The following is a 17,323-nucleotide window of genomic DNA, read 5'->3' on the forward strand; positions in this document are numbered from 1 at the left end:
ATCAAAAGAAATTATTTTACCACAAGGCCAAGTATTCACAATCTTTTCCCTTACTTAAAAGCCATGAAAAAAAAATATACTACAATTCACATCATCACTGTACTCATCACAATTTTGGGTTTACAACATTCATTTGGGCAGTGTACGCCAACTTTCAATGATGAGTGTTCGATTGCACTACATAGTTTTGGTTTACGCTATAGCCCTACTTCCACTATTCTGATTGAAGATACCGACACCCAATGTTTTGGGCCAAGTACCAGTAGTGTTATTAACGTAACTGCAGGTTATACCTATAATTTCGATTTAAGTGTTTTTAGTAGTGCAGGGTCAGATAATACAAGTGCTTTCTTTTCTATTTGGTTGGATAAAAACAACGATGGTGATTTTGCTGATACAGGCGAAAGACTCTATTACAACAATAGTATTGAAATATTTAAACCTGGCTTTGGACCTGATGAATTTGCATCTGACGTAATTACCATTCCTGCAGATGCCACTACTGGAGTTGATTTAAAATTTAGGGTATTAGTAGTAGCCGCTAATGACTTAGGAATCGGTTGCAATACAGACCCATCAGATGCTTGCGGTACTTATTGCGGTGGAGAAATACATGATTATACATTAAATGTCTCACCAGTACCGATATGTCCACTTATATTTTTAAATGGATGCTCGATTTCGCTTCATTCTTTTTCACTTTCATCGGTTTCTCCCGTAACAACTTTAATAAATGATTTAGAAACAGGTTGTTTAAGCCCATCAAGTAGTACAGCAATAAATGTTACAGCAGGAAATAGTTATAATTTCGATTTAACAGTTTATAGCTCTGCTGGCTCTGATAATACAAGTGCTTTTTTCTCAATTTGGCTCGACAAAAATAATGACGGTGATTTTGCAGATACAGGAGAAAGATTATACTATAATAACTCTACTGAAATCTATAAACCTGGTTATGGCCCACCCGAAAGTGCTTCGGGTAGTATAACGATTCCTACTGATGCACTTACAGGTACAGATTTGAAATTTAGAGTTTTAGTAGTGGCTGCGAATGATTTGGGTGATGGTTGTAACATAGACCCAGACAATGCTTGTGGTATGTATTGTGGTGGTGAAGTGCATGACTATCTACTAAATATTGAAGCTCCTGCTTGTGTAACACCCGATGTACCAACTGCAAGCAATGTAATAGCCTGTACTGGAACTAATGTAACCTTAGCAGCAACATGTGCAACAGGTACGGCATATTGGTATGAATCTGTAACTTCCTCTACGCCTTTAGGTAGTGGAAGTTTAGTGGTTAATAATGTAAGTTCTCCGAATAAAACTTACAGTGTATCTTGTGAAATATCTGAAACATGCGTAAGTAATAGAGTTGAACAAACAATAACAGTCATTGAAATCCCAAATCCACCAACGGTAGCGGGACAAACCATTTGTAGTGGCTCAACCGCTTCACTAACAGCTTCTTGTGCAACTGGAACGGCTAAATGGTATGAATCGAATACTTCTACAACCGTCTTAGGTAGCGGTTCTTTCACAACGCCAAATTTAACTACTCCTACTACCTATTTCGTGGCTTGTGAATCGGGGGGAATACCCAATTGTGTGAGTACAAGAACCTCGCAAACCGTTACCGTTAATGACTTACCTAACCCACCAGTGGCGGCGGGACAAACCAGTTGTAGTGGCTCAACTGCTTCACTAACAGCTTCTTGCTCAACTGGTACAGCTAAATGGTATGAATCGAGTACTTCAACAACCGTTTTGGGTGCTGGAACTTTCACAACGCCAAATTTAACTACTCCAACTACCTATTTCGTAGCTTGTGAATCGGGGGGAACACCCAATTGTGTGAGTACAAGAACCTCGCAAACCGTTACCGTAAATGACTTACCTAACCCACCAGTGGCGGCGGGACAAACCATTTGTAGTGGCTCAACCGCTTCACTAACAGCTTCTTGTGCAACTGGAACGGCTAAATGGTATGAATCGAATACTTCCACAACCGTCTTAGGTAGCGGTTCTTTCACAACTCCGAATTTATCTGCTTCGATTACTTATTTCATAGCTTGTGAATCAGGTGGGTCGCCGAACTGTGTGAGTGCAAGAACTTCGCAAAATGTTACCGTTAATAACTTACCTAACCCACCAACGGTAGCGGGACAAACCATTTGTAGTGGCTCAACCGCTTCACTAACAGCTTCTTGCTCAACTGGTACGGCTAAATGGTATGAATCAAGTACTTCAACCACCATCTTGGGTTCTGGAACTTTCACAACGCCAAATTTATCTGCTTCGACTACCTATTTCGTGGCTTGTGAATCGGGGGGAATACCCAATTGTGTGAGTGCAAGAACTTCGCAAAATGTTACCGTAAATGACTTACCTAACCCACCAATGGCGGCGGGACAAACCATTTGTAGTGGCTCAACCGCTTCACTAACAGCTTCTTGCTCAACTGGTACGGCTAAATGGTATGAGTCGAGTACTTCAACAACCGTTTTGGGTGCTGGAACTTTCACAACGCCAAATTTATCTGCTTCGACTACCTATTTCGTAACTTGTGAATCAGGTGGGTCGCCGAACTGTGTGAGTGCAAGAACTTCGCAAAATGTTACCGTTAATGACTTACCTAACCCACCAATGGTAGCGGGACAAACCATTTGTAGTGGCTCAACCGCTTCACTAACAGCTTCTTGCTCAACTGGTACGGCTAAATGGTATGAATCAAGTACTTCAACCACCATCTTGGGTTCTGGAACTTTCACAACGCCAAATTTATCTGCTTCGACTACCTATTTCGTAACTTGTGAATCGGGGGGGGCACCAAATTGTGTTAGTACAAAAACCTCACAAACTGTTGAAATTGCTTCTTACCCACTTCCAAATAGTGTTTCAAATAGTCCAGTCTGTGCAGAACAAAATATTAATTTAGCATCCACTGGAGGAACAAGTTACTCATGGCAAGGCCCACAAGGATTTGCATCAACACTCGCAAATCCTGTCATTCAAAATGCTCAAATTGCTAATCAAGGCACATATACAGTGAGAATTACCAATCAGTATAATTGTTCTGTAACATCAACAGTTAGTGTAATTGTAAATCCTAATCCTATTCAGCCAATAATAGAAAACAAAGTCTTATGTGCTGAAGGTCCAAATACGACATTAACAGCAACAGCTTTAATAAATCATACACTAATTTGGTACGGCAATAGTTCTACTGGTGGTGTTAGTTCAACGACTGCTCCTACAATAAACCCAACAATTGCAGACATAAAAAAATATTATGTAAGTCAAATCAATAACCTTACTGGTTGTGAATCCAGTAGAGCTGAAATAATTGTAACTATAAATTCAAAGCCAGTTCCCCCACTAACAACTCCTCTTAGTATATGCCAAAATACGCCTACACAATCTTTAACTGCCAATGCACAAGGAAGTAATTTTACTATATTATGGTATGGAAATAATTCTACTGGAGGAATAGGTAGTAGTATAGCACCCACTCCACCGACAAACGCTGTTGGAACGACAAATTACTATGTAAGTAAGAAAGATAATAATACTGGGTGTGAGTCTGAGCGAACAAGCTTAGTGTACGAAGTAAAAGCAACTCCTATTACAACAATCTCATCAAACAGTCCAGTCTGTGAAGAACAAACTCTAAGTATTACTGTTAGTGGAGGTGTATTGTATTCTTGGACTGGCCCAAATGGATTCACTTCTACTAACTATGCCCCCTCTGAAACTCTTAAATTAGATAGAGTAAACGCAAAATCAGACTACATGGGTTCATATACTGTTACAGTTTCAAATAATTTTGCCTGTTCTGCTACTACTTCTATTAATGTTATTATCAATCCACTACCAACCAAACCCAGTATTACCACAGATAAAACTTCTATTTGCGATTCTGAAACCGCCACATTGACAGCAACGGGTTGCAACGGTAGCATTCTATGGAACAATAACTCAACAGGAACAAGTCTGATTGTTTCTTCAAATGGTACATATACAGCCGTCTGTTTAAATAGTTGCGGTACAAGTACTGCATCTAATCAAATTATTATTACCAAAAACTTAACTCCGTCTGCTCCAATAATAACTACTGATAAAACCTCAATTTGCAACACTGAGATAGCACGATTAACAGCAGTTGGTTGTAGTGGCTCTATCAATTGGAGTAATGGTGCTACTGGCTCATTTATCCAAGTAAATTCGACAGGAACATTTTCAGCGACTTGTAGTAATTTCTGTGGAACAAGTCTCGGAAGTAACGTAGTGACAATCACTAAAGGATTTTCTCCTTCCGCACCAATAATTACTTCAAATAAAACAATCATTTGTGATGGAGAAAGAGCAACTCTTAGTGCATCTGGCTGTAATGGTCAAATAAAATGGAATACTGGAGAATCAAGCGTTTATCTTGAAGTCAATAATGGTGGAACATATACTGCTACTTGTTCAAATATATGTGGAGAAAGTCAAAACTCTAATAGTATAGTCATAAGGGCTGGTCGAAGCCCAATAACTCCAAATATCATTTTATCTTCACCAATTCTCTGTAACGAAACCTCCAAAACTTTAATCGCAACTGGTTGTAATGGTCAAGTTAGATGGAACACTAACAGTACTGGGTCTACACTAAATGTCACAACTGCTGGTACTTACACTGCTGTTTGTGAAAATATTTGCGGTCTTAGTCCAAGAGGAAATATCCTTAACGTCCAATTTCTAACAAACCCAACCGCAAGTACCACCAATACTGGCCCTTACGAAATTGGACAGAAAATACAATTGTCAGCCTCTGGTGGAATTACCTATTTGTGGCGTGGACCTAATGATTTTCTCTCTACCAATGCTAATGTCTCGATACTTAATGCAAATTTAGATGATAGAGGCATTTATACGGTCACAGTAACAAGTACAAATGGCTGTACGGCTACGGCCATCAGCAATGTCGTGGTTAATCCATGTACACAAATGTTCAAATATGATTACGTAAAGGCAGGTGATAATTTTGAATATTTTTTCCCAATAACTGATGGTATGACAATTAATGCTATGAGTATCAATACAGGTATTATTGTAACACCAATCTGTCAACTCGATACTGTAAACACGCCCAGTGTACGCATACAAATGACTGGCCCCGAGCCACTCTATAACCGAGATATTATCGAAAATATATATCCATACTCTCCTTTTGAAAATAGATGGTTCCATATTTTTGGTCCAATCTTCCCAGTCGGGGAATACACCCTTACTGTAACAGGTTACTCTCAAGAATACGCTCAAGGAAATATCATGTTTGGTCCACAAACCATTCATTTTACCATTGTTGGTAATAGCACTTCAATTACGATGACTCAAAATAGTTTCATCGAACTTTGTGCAGGAAGTTCGCTTGATGTGAGTTTTACAACTACTGGTAATTTTATAACTGGAAATGTATTTGAAATTCAGCTTTCAGATGCCAATGGCTCGTTCGAAACTCCTATCAAAATCGGTGAAAGTACAAGTGCGGGCATCGTAAGTTGTCAAATTCCCGCAAATATTCCAGCGGGAAGTGGGTATAAAACAAGGATTTTTGCCACGAAACCTTCACAAATGAGCAATTTGAGTAGCACAGGATTCAAGGTTAACCCAAGAAATATGACGCTACAAAGTCCAAGCGATGATATTTCTGCACTTATTAATAAAAAAGCAGGAGAGAAAATTACCGCAACTAACAAAATACAAACTGGTGGAAATACAGCTTTCAGTGCTGGAAGAAGTATAAATTTAGAAGCTGGATTTTCGGTGAATGTCGGTGCTGTTTTTAAAGCTGAAATTGGTACTTGTAACTAAACTTAAGAAAAAGTAATGCAGAAAACTGCGGTTCTCTGCATTACTTTTTTATTCTCGTCTTCGCAAATTATCCAAAACCACCGCCGTAGCAATTCCCACATTCAGAGACTCGGCCTCTCCAAATCTCGGAATTGTTATTTTTTTAGTAATCAATTTTTCAACCTCCTCTCCTATTCCATTCGATTCATTTCCTAAAACTATATAACCACTACTCGGGAAATCAAAATGATGAACATTTTCAGAATCCAAAAAAGTTCCAATAATTTCAATATTATTATTTTTATCAATATTTTCAATAATTACTTTTTTACTTGAATTATTAGAATTGATTATTTTTACAAAATTTTCAAAATATTTTGAAATTTCAGAATAATAAACTCTTATTCTTGTAAACGAACCCATCGAAGCTGAAACTACTTTTGGGTTATAAAAATCGACGGTTGTTTCCGAGCAAATTACCTTTTTGATGCCGTACCAATCGGCAATACGTAGAATCGTGCCGAGGTTTCCAGGGTCACGGATGTCGTCTAAAACTAAAGCAAACTCATCGGCATCAGCAATTAAAGGGACATTTTCTCTCATTTTTACCACTGCTAAAGCCGCATCATTGCTTTGAAGTGTTCCGAGCTTTTCGAGTTCTGTCTGCGGAATCTGTTCAACAGATATTTTTTTTAAGATTTTTTCGTTTTCAGCATAGAATTTGGGCGTACACAACAACAACTCTGTTTCTAAATCAGACTTCAATAATTCTTGTACGCTTTTTGCACCTTCAACCAAAAATCGTTGATGTTCTTGTCGATATTTTTTTATTTGTAAGGATTGAACGTACTTTTGCTGTTGTTTTGAAAACATCTATTCAAAGATTTACGATTTATAACTAAAAATTTTAGATAGAAAAACTGATAATCAATCAATTATGATTCGAAAGATAGTATCACGTCTCAGACTGATATTTAATAAAAACCTGTTTTATAACATTTCTTACGCTTGCGTGTTGATTTCTATCATCAGTTCGTGTACTCGCACCGTTCAGTTGGAAAGGGACGAATACCGCTTAAATAATTTTGAATTCAAAGGTAATAAAGAAATTTCAACCGAAGAACTCGAATTACTCATTCCGCCTACTCAAAAACCCAATCGACGCATTTTATACCTTCCTGTAACGCCTTATGTTGCATTTTACAATCTTGGCAAATCAATGTATAATGAAACTAAAATAACTGAAAGGCTCGAAAAATGGCAAGCAAAACTCAATAACTTACCAAATCCAGTAAATTATGACGCAAAGATTGAGAGAAAAAGAAAGAAATATCAAAGCAAAGTAAGTGTTTACCGTGATAGACTCGACACCAAAGAAAACTGGTGGATGAAAAATATTGGCGAAGCACCTGCCATCATTACCGAAAGTGCTATCAACAGAACAAGCAAAAGTATCAACGAATATTTATACAGTAAGGGCTTTTTTGATAGCAAAGTGAAATATCAAATCGACTCGGTAAACACGAATAAACGCATCAAAATCACGTACTTGGTCGATGAAAAAAGGCCATATTTGCTCGATACAATTAGCTATATTGTTGAAGACAGAAAGGTTGATTCGCTCTTGAAAATTCATGCTCGAAAAAGTCTTTTACAGCGAAATGACAACGTAGATTTTAATAATATTGATGCTGAAAAATTACGAATCGAGAGCTTATTGAAAGATAATGGTTACTTTAATTTTGTTTCAAAAAACTATATCAGTATTCAAATTGACACGACCGACTATATCAAGCGTGGTTTTAAAGTAAATTTGGCGGTAAATATTCGTAATCCAGCTCAGAAAGACCAACACGACCAATTTACGCTCGAATCTATCAACTTTATTTCGGCCGATGCTTCGACTGATAATTCTCAAAAGATTGATACAACCAATGTCGAACTCAACAGTATTCGATACACTTTTATTGGCAAGAAATTTCCAGCTAAAATTCTTGATAAGAAAATTCTGATTCGTCCCAATCAGTTGTTTAAAGCCTCGTTGGTCAACGAAACTAATCGTCAACTTTATGGCCTCGACCAATTTGCTTTTGCCAATGTAAAATTCACACAATTGCCTGATAATAAACTAAGAGCCGATATTATTGCTCCGACCAATCCGAAATATACGACGGCCTATAATTTCGACCTTAACAATATCAATAATATTTTGGGAGGAGGGGCAAGTGTGTCGTTACGTGCCAGAAATTTATTGAGTATCTTGGAAACTACCGAACTTGGGATTCGAGCCAATCTCGAAGGACAACCAGGGTTGGATTCCACGACTCAAAGAAGCCGAGAACTGGGGGCAAATCTGGCATTAAATATTCCTAAAATTATATTTTTGAGTAAATTTTCAAATCTTTTAAGTCTGAAAAGTCCACGTACACAGCTGGCGGTCAGTTTTAATAATTCCAAACAAAGATTATTTGAACGACAAGTATTTCGTCTGACAGGTAATTACTCATGGCAACGCTCAAAATATGAAACGGTTTTGATTTCTCCGTTCGATATTAACTTAATAAATACTCCTTACAAAAGTGAAAGTTTTGAGCAGGTTTTATTAGATAATCCAAATCTGAAAGTACTTTACGACCCTCAGTTTGTATCAAGTATCAATGCAACTTATGTATTTAATAATCAAGAACAAGGTAAAAATATTCGAGCCAGATACTTACGCTTTTTTGTTGAGTCGGGTGGTACGGCTTTAAACTTTTTCCCGAACAAAGATAAAATCAATTTTATTGACCAAATTTTCCCCTTGGATACAGTAAAACGGGCATATTTTAGGTTTATTAAACTAAATGTAGATTTCAGAAAATACATTCCTATCAATAAGCGTGACTCGTGGGCGTACCGCCTCAATTTGGGCGTTGCACACCCCTACGGACAAAACCAAGCAATGCCGTTTGAGAAAAATTTCTTTATTGGTGGGCCTAACAGTATTCGAGCTTGGCGACCACGTACACTCGGGCCTGGTTCGGCTTTGGGGACAACAATCAATAACCGTTTCTCGCAACAACCAGGTGATATTCTGCTCGAAACGAGCATCGAATACCGCAAATATATGTTCAGATTCATTGGTAACTGGAATGCTGGCTTTTTCGTTGATGCGGGAAATGTCTGGAAATGGTATCAGATTGACACAAAATATAACCAAGCAAATTTTGATTGGACACGATTTTATAAAGAATTTGCGGTTGGTACTGGTGCGGGTATTCGCCTTGACTTAGATTATTTTGTTGCTCGTTTCGACTGGGGAGTGAAAGTTTTTGACCCTGCAAAAGCAACTGGAGAAAGATTTGTACTCGATAATCTGAAACTGGGTAGAAATAATGAATATTTCCCCGTGTTTCATTTTGCTATTGGATATCCGTTTTAGAGAAAGGAAGACTTCGCTAAAAATGAAGCCTTCCTTAATATCCCCCCAATTTATTGGGTGATGTAAATCATATTTCAAAGCAAAAAGAGTAGCTATTTTTGAAAAAATAAATTTTCAAAAATGACAACATATTACATAGTCGGAGCGGTGATTATTTTACATTTCTTGGTAGGCTTTGGTTATTTGATTTATAAAATCAGTGGCCCAAAAAAGAAAGACACTTGAAATTTAATTTTATTATTTTCTAAAACATGAAAAAACTTTTCATTTCACTCTTTATCTTCATTGGATTTACGGCCAATGCTTCATCACTAACGGATAGCATAAAAGTATTAGACTTTAAACCTTATAAAATCGACTATCCAAGCTCTTGGCGATTAAAGGCGGGCTGTGCAGTTAATGAATGTTCGATTTTATCTCCAGCCGATACACTTTCATGGCCTGATGGCTATACTGAAAGTATTAATCTTACTTTCAATCCCCTACCTTCAGCAAGCTACACTGCCGACCAATATGCCACTTATTCGATTGGCTATTTGCCAAAGGTCGTCAAAAACTTCAAAGTTATTGAGAAAAAGAAGCTAAAATCGAATGTAATCAGAGTAACGTACTCAGGCGAAAAAGACACCCATAAACAAACTTGGCGACAATATTACTACGTCAAATCAAGCAAGGTTTATATTGTTACGTTCTCTGCCGAAACCTCTAAATACCCTGCTTATCAGCCTTTTATCGAGCCATTTTTGAATAGTTTTACGCTGAAATAAGTTTACGCACTACGTTTGCGGTAATTCAGAATTGCTAAAAGATTAAAGAAAATAGCGAAAACTACGATTGCACCAAATTCTGGTAGCATATCAGTAAAGCCACTTCCTTTGATAAATATCGAACGGATAACTTTAACAAAATACATTGGCGGATTGCAATAGGCTATTACTTTTGCCCAAGTTGGCATACTATCAATGGGCGTATATAAACCACTCATTAATACAAATACCATCATAAAGAAAAAGGCAAAAAGTGTAGCTTGTTGCTGCGAATCTGAGAATGTGCTGAGTAATAGCCCGATACCAAGCACGCTCAACAAATACACTCCCGAAAACAAGTAAATTAACAAATATGAACCTTGTGGAATGATTCTGAAAATAGCAAAAGCTACCAGCATACCCATCGTAACGCTAATCATACCTAAAACCCAAAACGGAATGAGTTTTCCTAATATAAATTCATGTTTTTTGATGGGCGTTACGTTTATTTGCTCAATTGTACCGATTTCTTTCTCAGAAACAATATTCAAACTTGCCAAAAAACTTCCAACCATAGTAACTAAAATGGCCAAGATTCCCGGAACCATAAACAGGTGATAATCAATGTGCGGATTATACCAGTTGACATTCGTAATCTGAATTTGTGGCAAATCATTGAACCTCGGCAAGCGTATCCATTCTTCTCTAATCTCATTATTAAAATCGTTAATAATTTGAGTAGCAAAAGAGGACCCCAAACCTGCTTTTGTATTACTTACGGCATCAGCGGCCAAAGCTAAAGTGGCTTTATTTTCTTTGATTAAATCACGCTCAAAGTGGGCAGGAATCGTAAGAATCAAATCGGTTTTACCATTTCCTACATTTTCAAGAGCTTTGCTATACGAATTATCATATTGCACCAATCGAAAATAACCCGAAGACGTAAGTTTTGAAGTCAATCGCTTCGAATAAGTCGAATGGTCTTGGTCAATGACACTAATGGATAAGTGTTTTATCTCATAGTCGGCTGCCAATGGAATGATAATTAATTGTAGAATGGGCATGATAAACATCATCCGAAGAATGGTTTTATCTCTAAAAATCTGCCGAAATTCTTTTTGTAATATGAATGAAAGATTTCTCATGTTAATGTTGAATTAGTTTTCCAAGACTTTGGAAGTTTTGCAAGCTTTAGAAGTCTAACCGTAATTGAATCAAATTTTCGCCTCAAGTTTATTCCAATCTAATTTTAAATTTCTTCATCGCTACCGCAAGATAGAAAACCGTCATGGCAACTAAAATCAAGGTTTGTTTCCAGATAAATTTAATTCCTAAGCCTTTCACCATGATACTGCTTACAATGCTGTAATACCATTTTGTAGGAATCAGATTACTAATAATTTGCATTGGAAGCGGCATATTTTCGAGCGGAAACATAAATCCACTGAAAATCAATGCGGGCATCATGAGACCTACCAAAGAAATAAACATGGCTGTTTGTTGCTTATCTACTAAATTTGAGATTAATAAGCCCAATGAAAGCGTTGTGAAAATAAATAAGATACTCTCGGCCAAAAGCAAAAGAATATTCCCTCGAAGTGGCATGTCAAGCACGGTGTAAGCCAAAACTAAAATCAAAAGTACATCAATAAAGCACAATAAAAGATATGGAATGGCCTTCGTAATAACCACCATCAGAGGCCTCATAGGCGAAACCAATAAGATTTCCATCGTGCCTTTTTCTTTCTCTTTTACAATCGAAACAGAGGTCATCATGGCTCCCAACAACATCAAAATCAAAGTCATTACTCCTGGCACAAAGTTGAAACTGCTACTTAACTTGGGGTTATAAAGCATACTACTTTCTACATTAATTTGATAGGGAAATTTCTGCTCGCCAAAGATCTCGTTCTGATAATCTCGAAGAATCGCCGAAGCATAATTAATCATGATGTTTGAAGTATTTGGGTCAGTTGCATCGCCCACTAATCGAATTTGTGCTTGATTTGTATGCAACAAACTCTCTCGAAATTTCGGAGGAAAAATCACGACCATTCTTAACTCATTTTTTCGGAATGCTTCTTCAATTTGACTTTCATGAGTTAGATTTTTTGTAACAGAAAAGTACCTACTTTGGTCGAAACGGTTGGTTAATAATTGCGTACTTTCATCATGCGATAAATCTAAAATGCCAATATTTGAATTTTTAACCTCATTTGATAAGGCAAAACCAAACAAAAGCATCATCATTACAGGCATTCCGAGCAAAATGACTAAACTTCTGGTATCACGTAATACGTGCCAAAATTCTTTGCGTATGAAGGAGAAGAATAGTTTCATATATTGAAAGCTAAGCACATGGTGAAAAATAGTTTATATTATTTTGTGGTTTTGTTCGACCCTATTCGGGGTCGAATATTGATAGAAAATATATTGACTACTACCAATATCTGACCCCGAATGGGGTCAAACTTCAAAGGTTTTGAAGGTATAAACTAATTATAAACAGCTACTTATGAGCCGTTAGTTTTAATTAAAAAATTATTCCCCACGCTTGGCTTGGCGAGCCAATTTGAGAAATACGCCCTCCATTGAATCTGTTTCAAATTGTTCTTTTAATTGATGTGGTGTATCAAGTGCTGAAATTGAGCCATCAACCATTATCGAAACTCTATTACAATATTCGGCCTCGTCCATGTAGTGCGTCGTTACGAAAATTGTAATTCCTGCGTCGGTAGCTTCATAAATCATATCCCAAAATTGGCGGCGAGTGATTGGGTCAACGCCACCCGTTGGTTCATCTAAGAACACAATTTTAGGTTGATGCAAAATGGCCGTTGAAAACGAAATTTTTTGTTTCCAGCCTAAGGGCAAAGAACCAACCAATTTATTGGCTTCTTTTTCCATACCCAATCTCCCAATCAAATCGTTGCCTTTTTCTTTCAATTCTTTTCGAGAAAGTCCATAAATTCCACCGAAAAACTCGATATTTTCTCTTACCGTTAGATTTTCGTACAAAGAAAACTTCTGACTCATATAGCCAATGTGCTTTTTAATCAACTCATTTTCTTTATAAACATCATAGCCAGCAACCATTGCCTCGCCCGAAGTGGGTGAAAGCAAACCACACAAAATACGCATGGCGGTTGTTTTGCCAGCTCCGTTGGCTCCCAAAAAACCAAATATTTCTCCAGATTTCACTTCAAAACTAATCGCATTGACAGCCGTAAAATCGCCGAAAGTCTTGGTCAATTTATTCGTTTTTATGACAATTTCTTCGTTAAGCATCTTGCATGAGTTTTATAAAAGTATCTTCGATATCGGGATTAATGGTCTCAATAGAAACATTTGTATGATTACGATGGGCAAGATATGCTCTAAGTTTTTCGTCGCTCGAAGTAGGTGTTTTTACTTGTAAATGATGATGCTGACCAAAAGCAAAACAAGAAACAGCATCGGTGTAAGCACGTAAATCTTTCAGAAGTTGATACATATTATCGCTGCTTACGGCAAAGAGATTTTGTTTATTCTTGGTAAGAATACCTTCGAGTGTATCTACATCTAAAATTTTGGAATTTTGAATCAGAGCAATTCTATCACAGAGTTTTGCTTCGTCCATGTAGGGTGTAGAGACAATTATCGTAATTCCTCGTTCTTTTAATCGGCCCAACATTTCCCAAAATTCTTTCCTCGAAACAGGGTCAACACCCGTGGTGGGTTCATCTAAAAACAAGACTTTGGGCTCATGAATCAAAGCACAACAAAGTGCTAATTTTTGCTTCATACCTCCCGAAAGTTTGCCAGCCAAACGCTTTTTGAAAGGCTCGATTTGCACATAAATATCTCGAATCAACTCAAAGTTTTCTTCTACGGTTGTACCAAAAACCGTGGCAAAAAAATTAAGATTTTCTTCGATGCTTAGGTCTTGGTAAAGCGAAAACTTTCCGGGCATATACCCTACAATTTGTCTGATTTGCTTGAGATCTTTTATTACATCAAAACCTGCAACTGTGGCTTTGCCCGAATCGGGAATAAGTAGGGTTGTCAGGATTCTGAAAAGTGTTGTTTTTCCTGCACCATCAGCACCAATAAGTCCGAACAACTCGCCCGATTTTACTTCAAAACTTACATTATCAAGTGCCTTTACTATGCCTTTTTCGTAGGTTTTGGTAATATTTTCAATAATTACTGATGACATATCGGCTTCGTTTAAAATTTCACTTCCCCATACATTCCAATCTTGACAAATCCATCATTTTTTACCTTGATTTTAGCCGCATAAACTAAGTTTTCTCGCTCATCTTTGGTCTGAATGGTCTTAGGCGTAAATTCTGCTTTGTTCGAAATCCAAGAAATTGTACCCTGCATTTCTTTATAAGAGTCTTTGCCGTTATCAATGAAAATCTTCACAGGCTGATTTACTTTTACTTGTCCAAGTTGGGTTCCCGAAATATAAGCACGAAGCGTCATGGTGCTTAAATCGGCAATTTTATACAATGGTTTCCCCATACCTGTCATTTCATTCGACTCAGCGTATTTCACCAAAACCGTTCCTGCAATTGGATTGATGATTTTACAATGACCTAACTGTTCTTCAATCTGTGCCACACGCACTTTGAGCGGTTGGGATTCGCTTAAAATACCACGATTTTGGATGCCAATTTGCTCTTTTTGTGAGGTAATTTGCTGAGTAATAACGTCAATTTGGCTTTGCGTACTTGCCATTTGCTTTTTTAAAACTTCAATTTGACCAACAATATCGTCTAATTGTTTAGTGGGTGCAGCTTCGGCATTTACTAAATTTTGTAGGCGTTTGCGTTCTTTCTCAAAAAGTGAAAGTTGCTCTTTTTGAGTAGCCAACATCGCTCTTTGTGTTTCAATCTGTTTCTCTAAAATTCGCACTTGTGGTGTTGCCTCATTTTGTTTGAGTTTCAGAGCTGCAATACTTGCCTCAGCTTGTGCTTTTTGTAAGCTAATATTCTGACAATCAACTTGTCCGACCTCCTGCCCTATTTTTAAGGCATCACCTTCGGTAAGGTTTAGGCTCAATAATTTACCAGTAGATTCTGATGAAATAATAATCTCTTCTGCTTCAAAAACGCCAGTGGCATCAAAATCGGTTTTAGAAGAATTACAGGCCGTGATACCGAGTGTTAAGGCTACGGCAAAATATGTTTGATAAATGGTTTTCATAAGATTTATGCTTTAGGCGTTTGCTTAATTTCCTTTCAAGATTTTTATATTATTGATAATCTGCATCTGTTGAATTTGGTGTAAACTCAAATTTTGCTTGGCAATTGATTCATTATCAACTTCTGAAATATAATCGCTGACGGTTACCATGCCATTTTCGAGTCGATTTTCTGCAATTTTCTTCATGTAGCCACGAATTTCTATGAGTCTTTGGTCTTCTTTGATTTGATCTTGAAGTTTTAGAAAGTCTTCGTTTTGAACCACCAATTTCAACTGGGTTTGTTGCAGAAAAAGAGCCTTTTGTTGTTCGATTTTTTCTTTATTGATATCTATTTGACGTAAATCGGAAGATTTTGTTTTCAAATAAAAATTAGAAAGTGGCACACGAAGAGCAACTCCTCCGATGAAATAAGTAGCAAAATCAGGTGAAAGCATATTCAAACCAGGGCGACCATAACCACCTGTCGCGAATAAATTCAACTTTGGAGCATACTTCGATTTTACAGCCAATTTGTTGGCCTCGGCAAGTGATTTTTGGGCATCAAAGAATTTGAGTTCTGGGCGGTCGATGCTTACATTATCAGCCAATGCCAAACGTGGTTCTTCCAGCGTGGTGGTTTCTAAGAAATCTTTGCCTGTTAAAATCGAAAGCCCTTTCAAGGCTGCTAATTTCCTACTCTTAATTTCTCTTTGTTGCTGTTTCAACTCAATCAATCGAGCTTCGAGTATCATCAGATTACTTTTAATAGCTGTACCGTTATCAAGGTTAGCACTTTGTTTTTTTAGCTGATTTTCAATATCATTTTTTATAACTTCAGTATTTTGATATTGTTTTTCGGCCAATAAAGCACCAAAATATAAATTTGAAATCTGCTCACGTATCTGGTACAAACTGCTTTCAATACTTCTTGAATCGGCATTCGCATTAGCCATTGCTACTTGCTTTTGACTTTTGGTAGCACCGCCATCCCAGATTGTTTGGGTCAATTCTAAAGTTGCTTTATATTGGTCTTTAGAGATTGTTGGCACTTGAATATTGGGCAATGAAATGGGTAAACTCGTGACGGCCGATTGCCAAGTGGCTTGCCCACCAATAAAAGTTTGGGGCAAATAATTTTTATTGAGTGCTGCTATTTGCAAGGCTTCAGCCTCGCTTACCAAAGGTAAAATTTTAGCTTGGGGGTTATTTCGTTCAGCCCAATCAATGCACGATTGTAGCGAAGTTTGCCCCGAAACCAACAGTCCTTTGAGTAGCAGTAAAAGCGTAAGTAAAGTGCTAATTTGTTTCATTTGGATACTATTTTTATAAATTCTTTCAATTATTATTGATTCAAAATATATTTCAGATAAAGCTGTATTTCTGAGATTCTGAACTGCATGATAGCCTTGAATTGTTCGTCATCAGCTTTTGTAATTTCTTTAATCACTGGCCTTGCAATAAAAGGAAAGGCACACATACTCATGACTGAAATAATTAATTGTGCTGGATTTACCTCACGAACTTTTCCAACCGAAAAATCTTTGAAATACAATTCAGCAAACTTCTGGATAAGTCCAATGGGTAGTTTTTTTATAAAATCCTGTCTATCAGCTCGATTGATGGTGGACATCACAAACATCGGTATGTAAGGATTATCATTCAAAAGGGTAATATATTTCTCAATAAAAGCACAAGTAGTTTCATAAAAAGATAGATTTTGATTAAACATTTCTTCCATTTTTGGAAACATCACACTGATTTTCTTCTCGAAAATGTATTCAAAAAGATTGTCTTTTGAGCGGAAATAATAATGTAATAGAGCCTTGTTTATTCCTGCCAAATCAGCAATGTCTTGCATTCTGGCATCGCCATAGCCATCACGCAGAAATATCTGTTCGGCTGCTTCTAAAATCTTTTCTTCGGTTTGGCTATTTTGCTGTTTCATTTGATTAACCAATTAGTTTAACCATTTAGTTAAATTTAATACAAATTAATACAAACATAGGCAGAGTAGCTATTACCTACAATTTTATTATTCAAAGAAGTCAGTAAAAAAATATGAAGCGGAAGAAATAAGGTATAAGGTAGTCCTAAAAATGTAATGCTTTCATTTCAAGGTTATAATTGCAAATAAAGTATTTGATTGCT

11 protein-coding genes are annotated in these 17,323 nt (G+C 37.0%); 3 read left to right on the forward strand and 8 right to left on the reverse strand.

Going from position 1 to position 17,323, the window contains the following annotated elements; all coding sequences use genetic code 11:
• The first annotated feature begins 63 nt into the window (after positions 1-63).
• On the forward strand, positions 64-5,856 hold the full coding sequence (locus IEX65_RS25745) for an Ig-like domain-containing protein (RefSeq protein ID WP_188770867.1): 5,793 nt from the start codon (positions 64-66) through the stop codon (positions 5,854-5,856).
• A gap of 48 nt (positions 5,857-5,904) precedes the next feature.
• Here the strand turns inward: IEX65_RS25745 and IEX65_RS25750 are convergent, their stop codons facing one another.
• Positions 5,905-6,708, reverse strand: coding sequence for a TrmH family RNA methyltransferase (locus tag IEX65_RS25750; protein WP_188770869.1), 804 nt, complete (start codon positions 6,706-6,708; stop codon positions 5,905-5,907).
• A gap of 64 nt (positions 6,709-6,772) precedes the next feature.
• Between IEX65_RS25750 and tamL the strand changes: the two genes are divergently transcribed.
• A complete protein-coding gene (gene tamL / locus IEX65_RS25755) occupies positions 6,773-9,256 on the forward strand; it encodes a translocation and assembly module lipoprotein TamL (RefSeq protein ID WP_188770871.1) in 2,484 nt (827 codons plus the stop codon).
• Positions 9,257-9,507: 251 nt separating this feature from the next.
• Positions 9,508-10,023, forward strand: a complete 516-nt coding sequence (locus tag IEX65_RS25760) for a hypothetical protein (protein WP_188770872.1) — start codon at positions 9,508-9,510, stop codon at positions 10,021-10,023.
• Between the two features lie 2 nt (positions 10,024-10,025).
• On the opposite strand, the gene IEX65_RS25765 is transcribed toward IEX65_RS25760, so the two are convergent.
• The 7 genes from IEX65_RS25765 to IEX65_RS25795 form a co-directional block, all read right to left on the reverse strand.
• Positions 10,026-11,147, reverse strand: coding sequence for an ABC transporter permease (locus IEX65_RS25765; protein ID WP_188770874.1), 1,122 nt, complete (start codon positions 11,145-11,147; stop codon positions 10,026-10,028).
• Positions 11,148-11,235: 88 nt separating this feature from the next.
• Positions 11,236-12,342, reverse strand: a complete 1,107-nt coding sequence (locus IEX65_RS25770; protein WP_188770875.1) for an ABC transporter permease — start codon at positions 12,340-12,342, stop codon at positions 11,236-11,238.
• A 201-nt stretch (positions 12,343-12,543) separates the two neighbouring features.
• Positions 12,544-13,290 carry an ABC transporter ATP-binding protein gene (locus tag IEX65_RS25775; RefSeq protein WP_188770877.1) on the reverse strand — a complete coding sequence of 249 codons (747 nt, stop codon included), beginning with the start codon at positions 13,288-13,290 and terminating at the stop codon, positions 12,544-12,546.
• A complete protein-coding gene (locus IEX65_RS25780) occupies positions 13,283-14,200 on the reverse strand; it encodes an ABC transporter ATP-binding protein (RefSeq protein ID WP_188770879.1) in 918 nt (305 codons plus the stop codon). Before IEX65_RS25780 ends, IEX65_RS25775 begins: the two co-directional genes overlap by 8 nt.
• Positions 14,201-14,211: 11 nt before the next feature.
• On the reverse strand, positions 14,212-15,195 hold the full coding sequence (locus IEX65_RS25785) for an HlyD family secretion protein (RefSeq protein ID WP_188770881.1): 984 nt from the start codon (positions 15,193-15,195) through the stop codon (positions 14,212-14,214).
• A 24-nt stretch (positions 15,196-15,219) separates the two neighbouring features.
• The gene (locus IEX65_RS25790) at positions 15,220-16,485 is read right to left on the reverse strand and encodes a TolC family protein (RefSeq protein WP_188770883.1); all 1,266 of its coding nucleotides are present in this window, start codon (positions 16,483-16,485) and stop codon (positions 15,220-15,222) included.
• 32 nt (positions 16,486-16,517) lie between these two features.
• Positions 16,518-17,120: a TetR/AcrR family transcriptional regulator gene (locus tag IEX65_RS25795; RefSeq protein WP_188770885.1), complete on the reverse strand. Its 603-nt coding sequence runs from the start codon at positions 17,118-17,120 to the stop codon at positions 16,518-16,520.
• Positions 17,121-17,323: the final 203 nt, after the last annotated feature.

The organism is Emticicia aquatilis, assembly GCF_014644295.1.
Taxonomy (GTDB): domain Bacteria; phylum Bacteroidota; class Bacteroidia; order Cytophagales; family Spirosomataceae; genus Emticicia; species Emticicia aquatilis.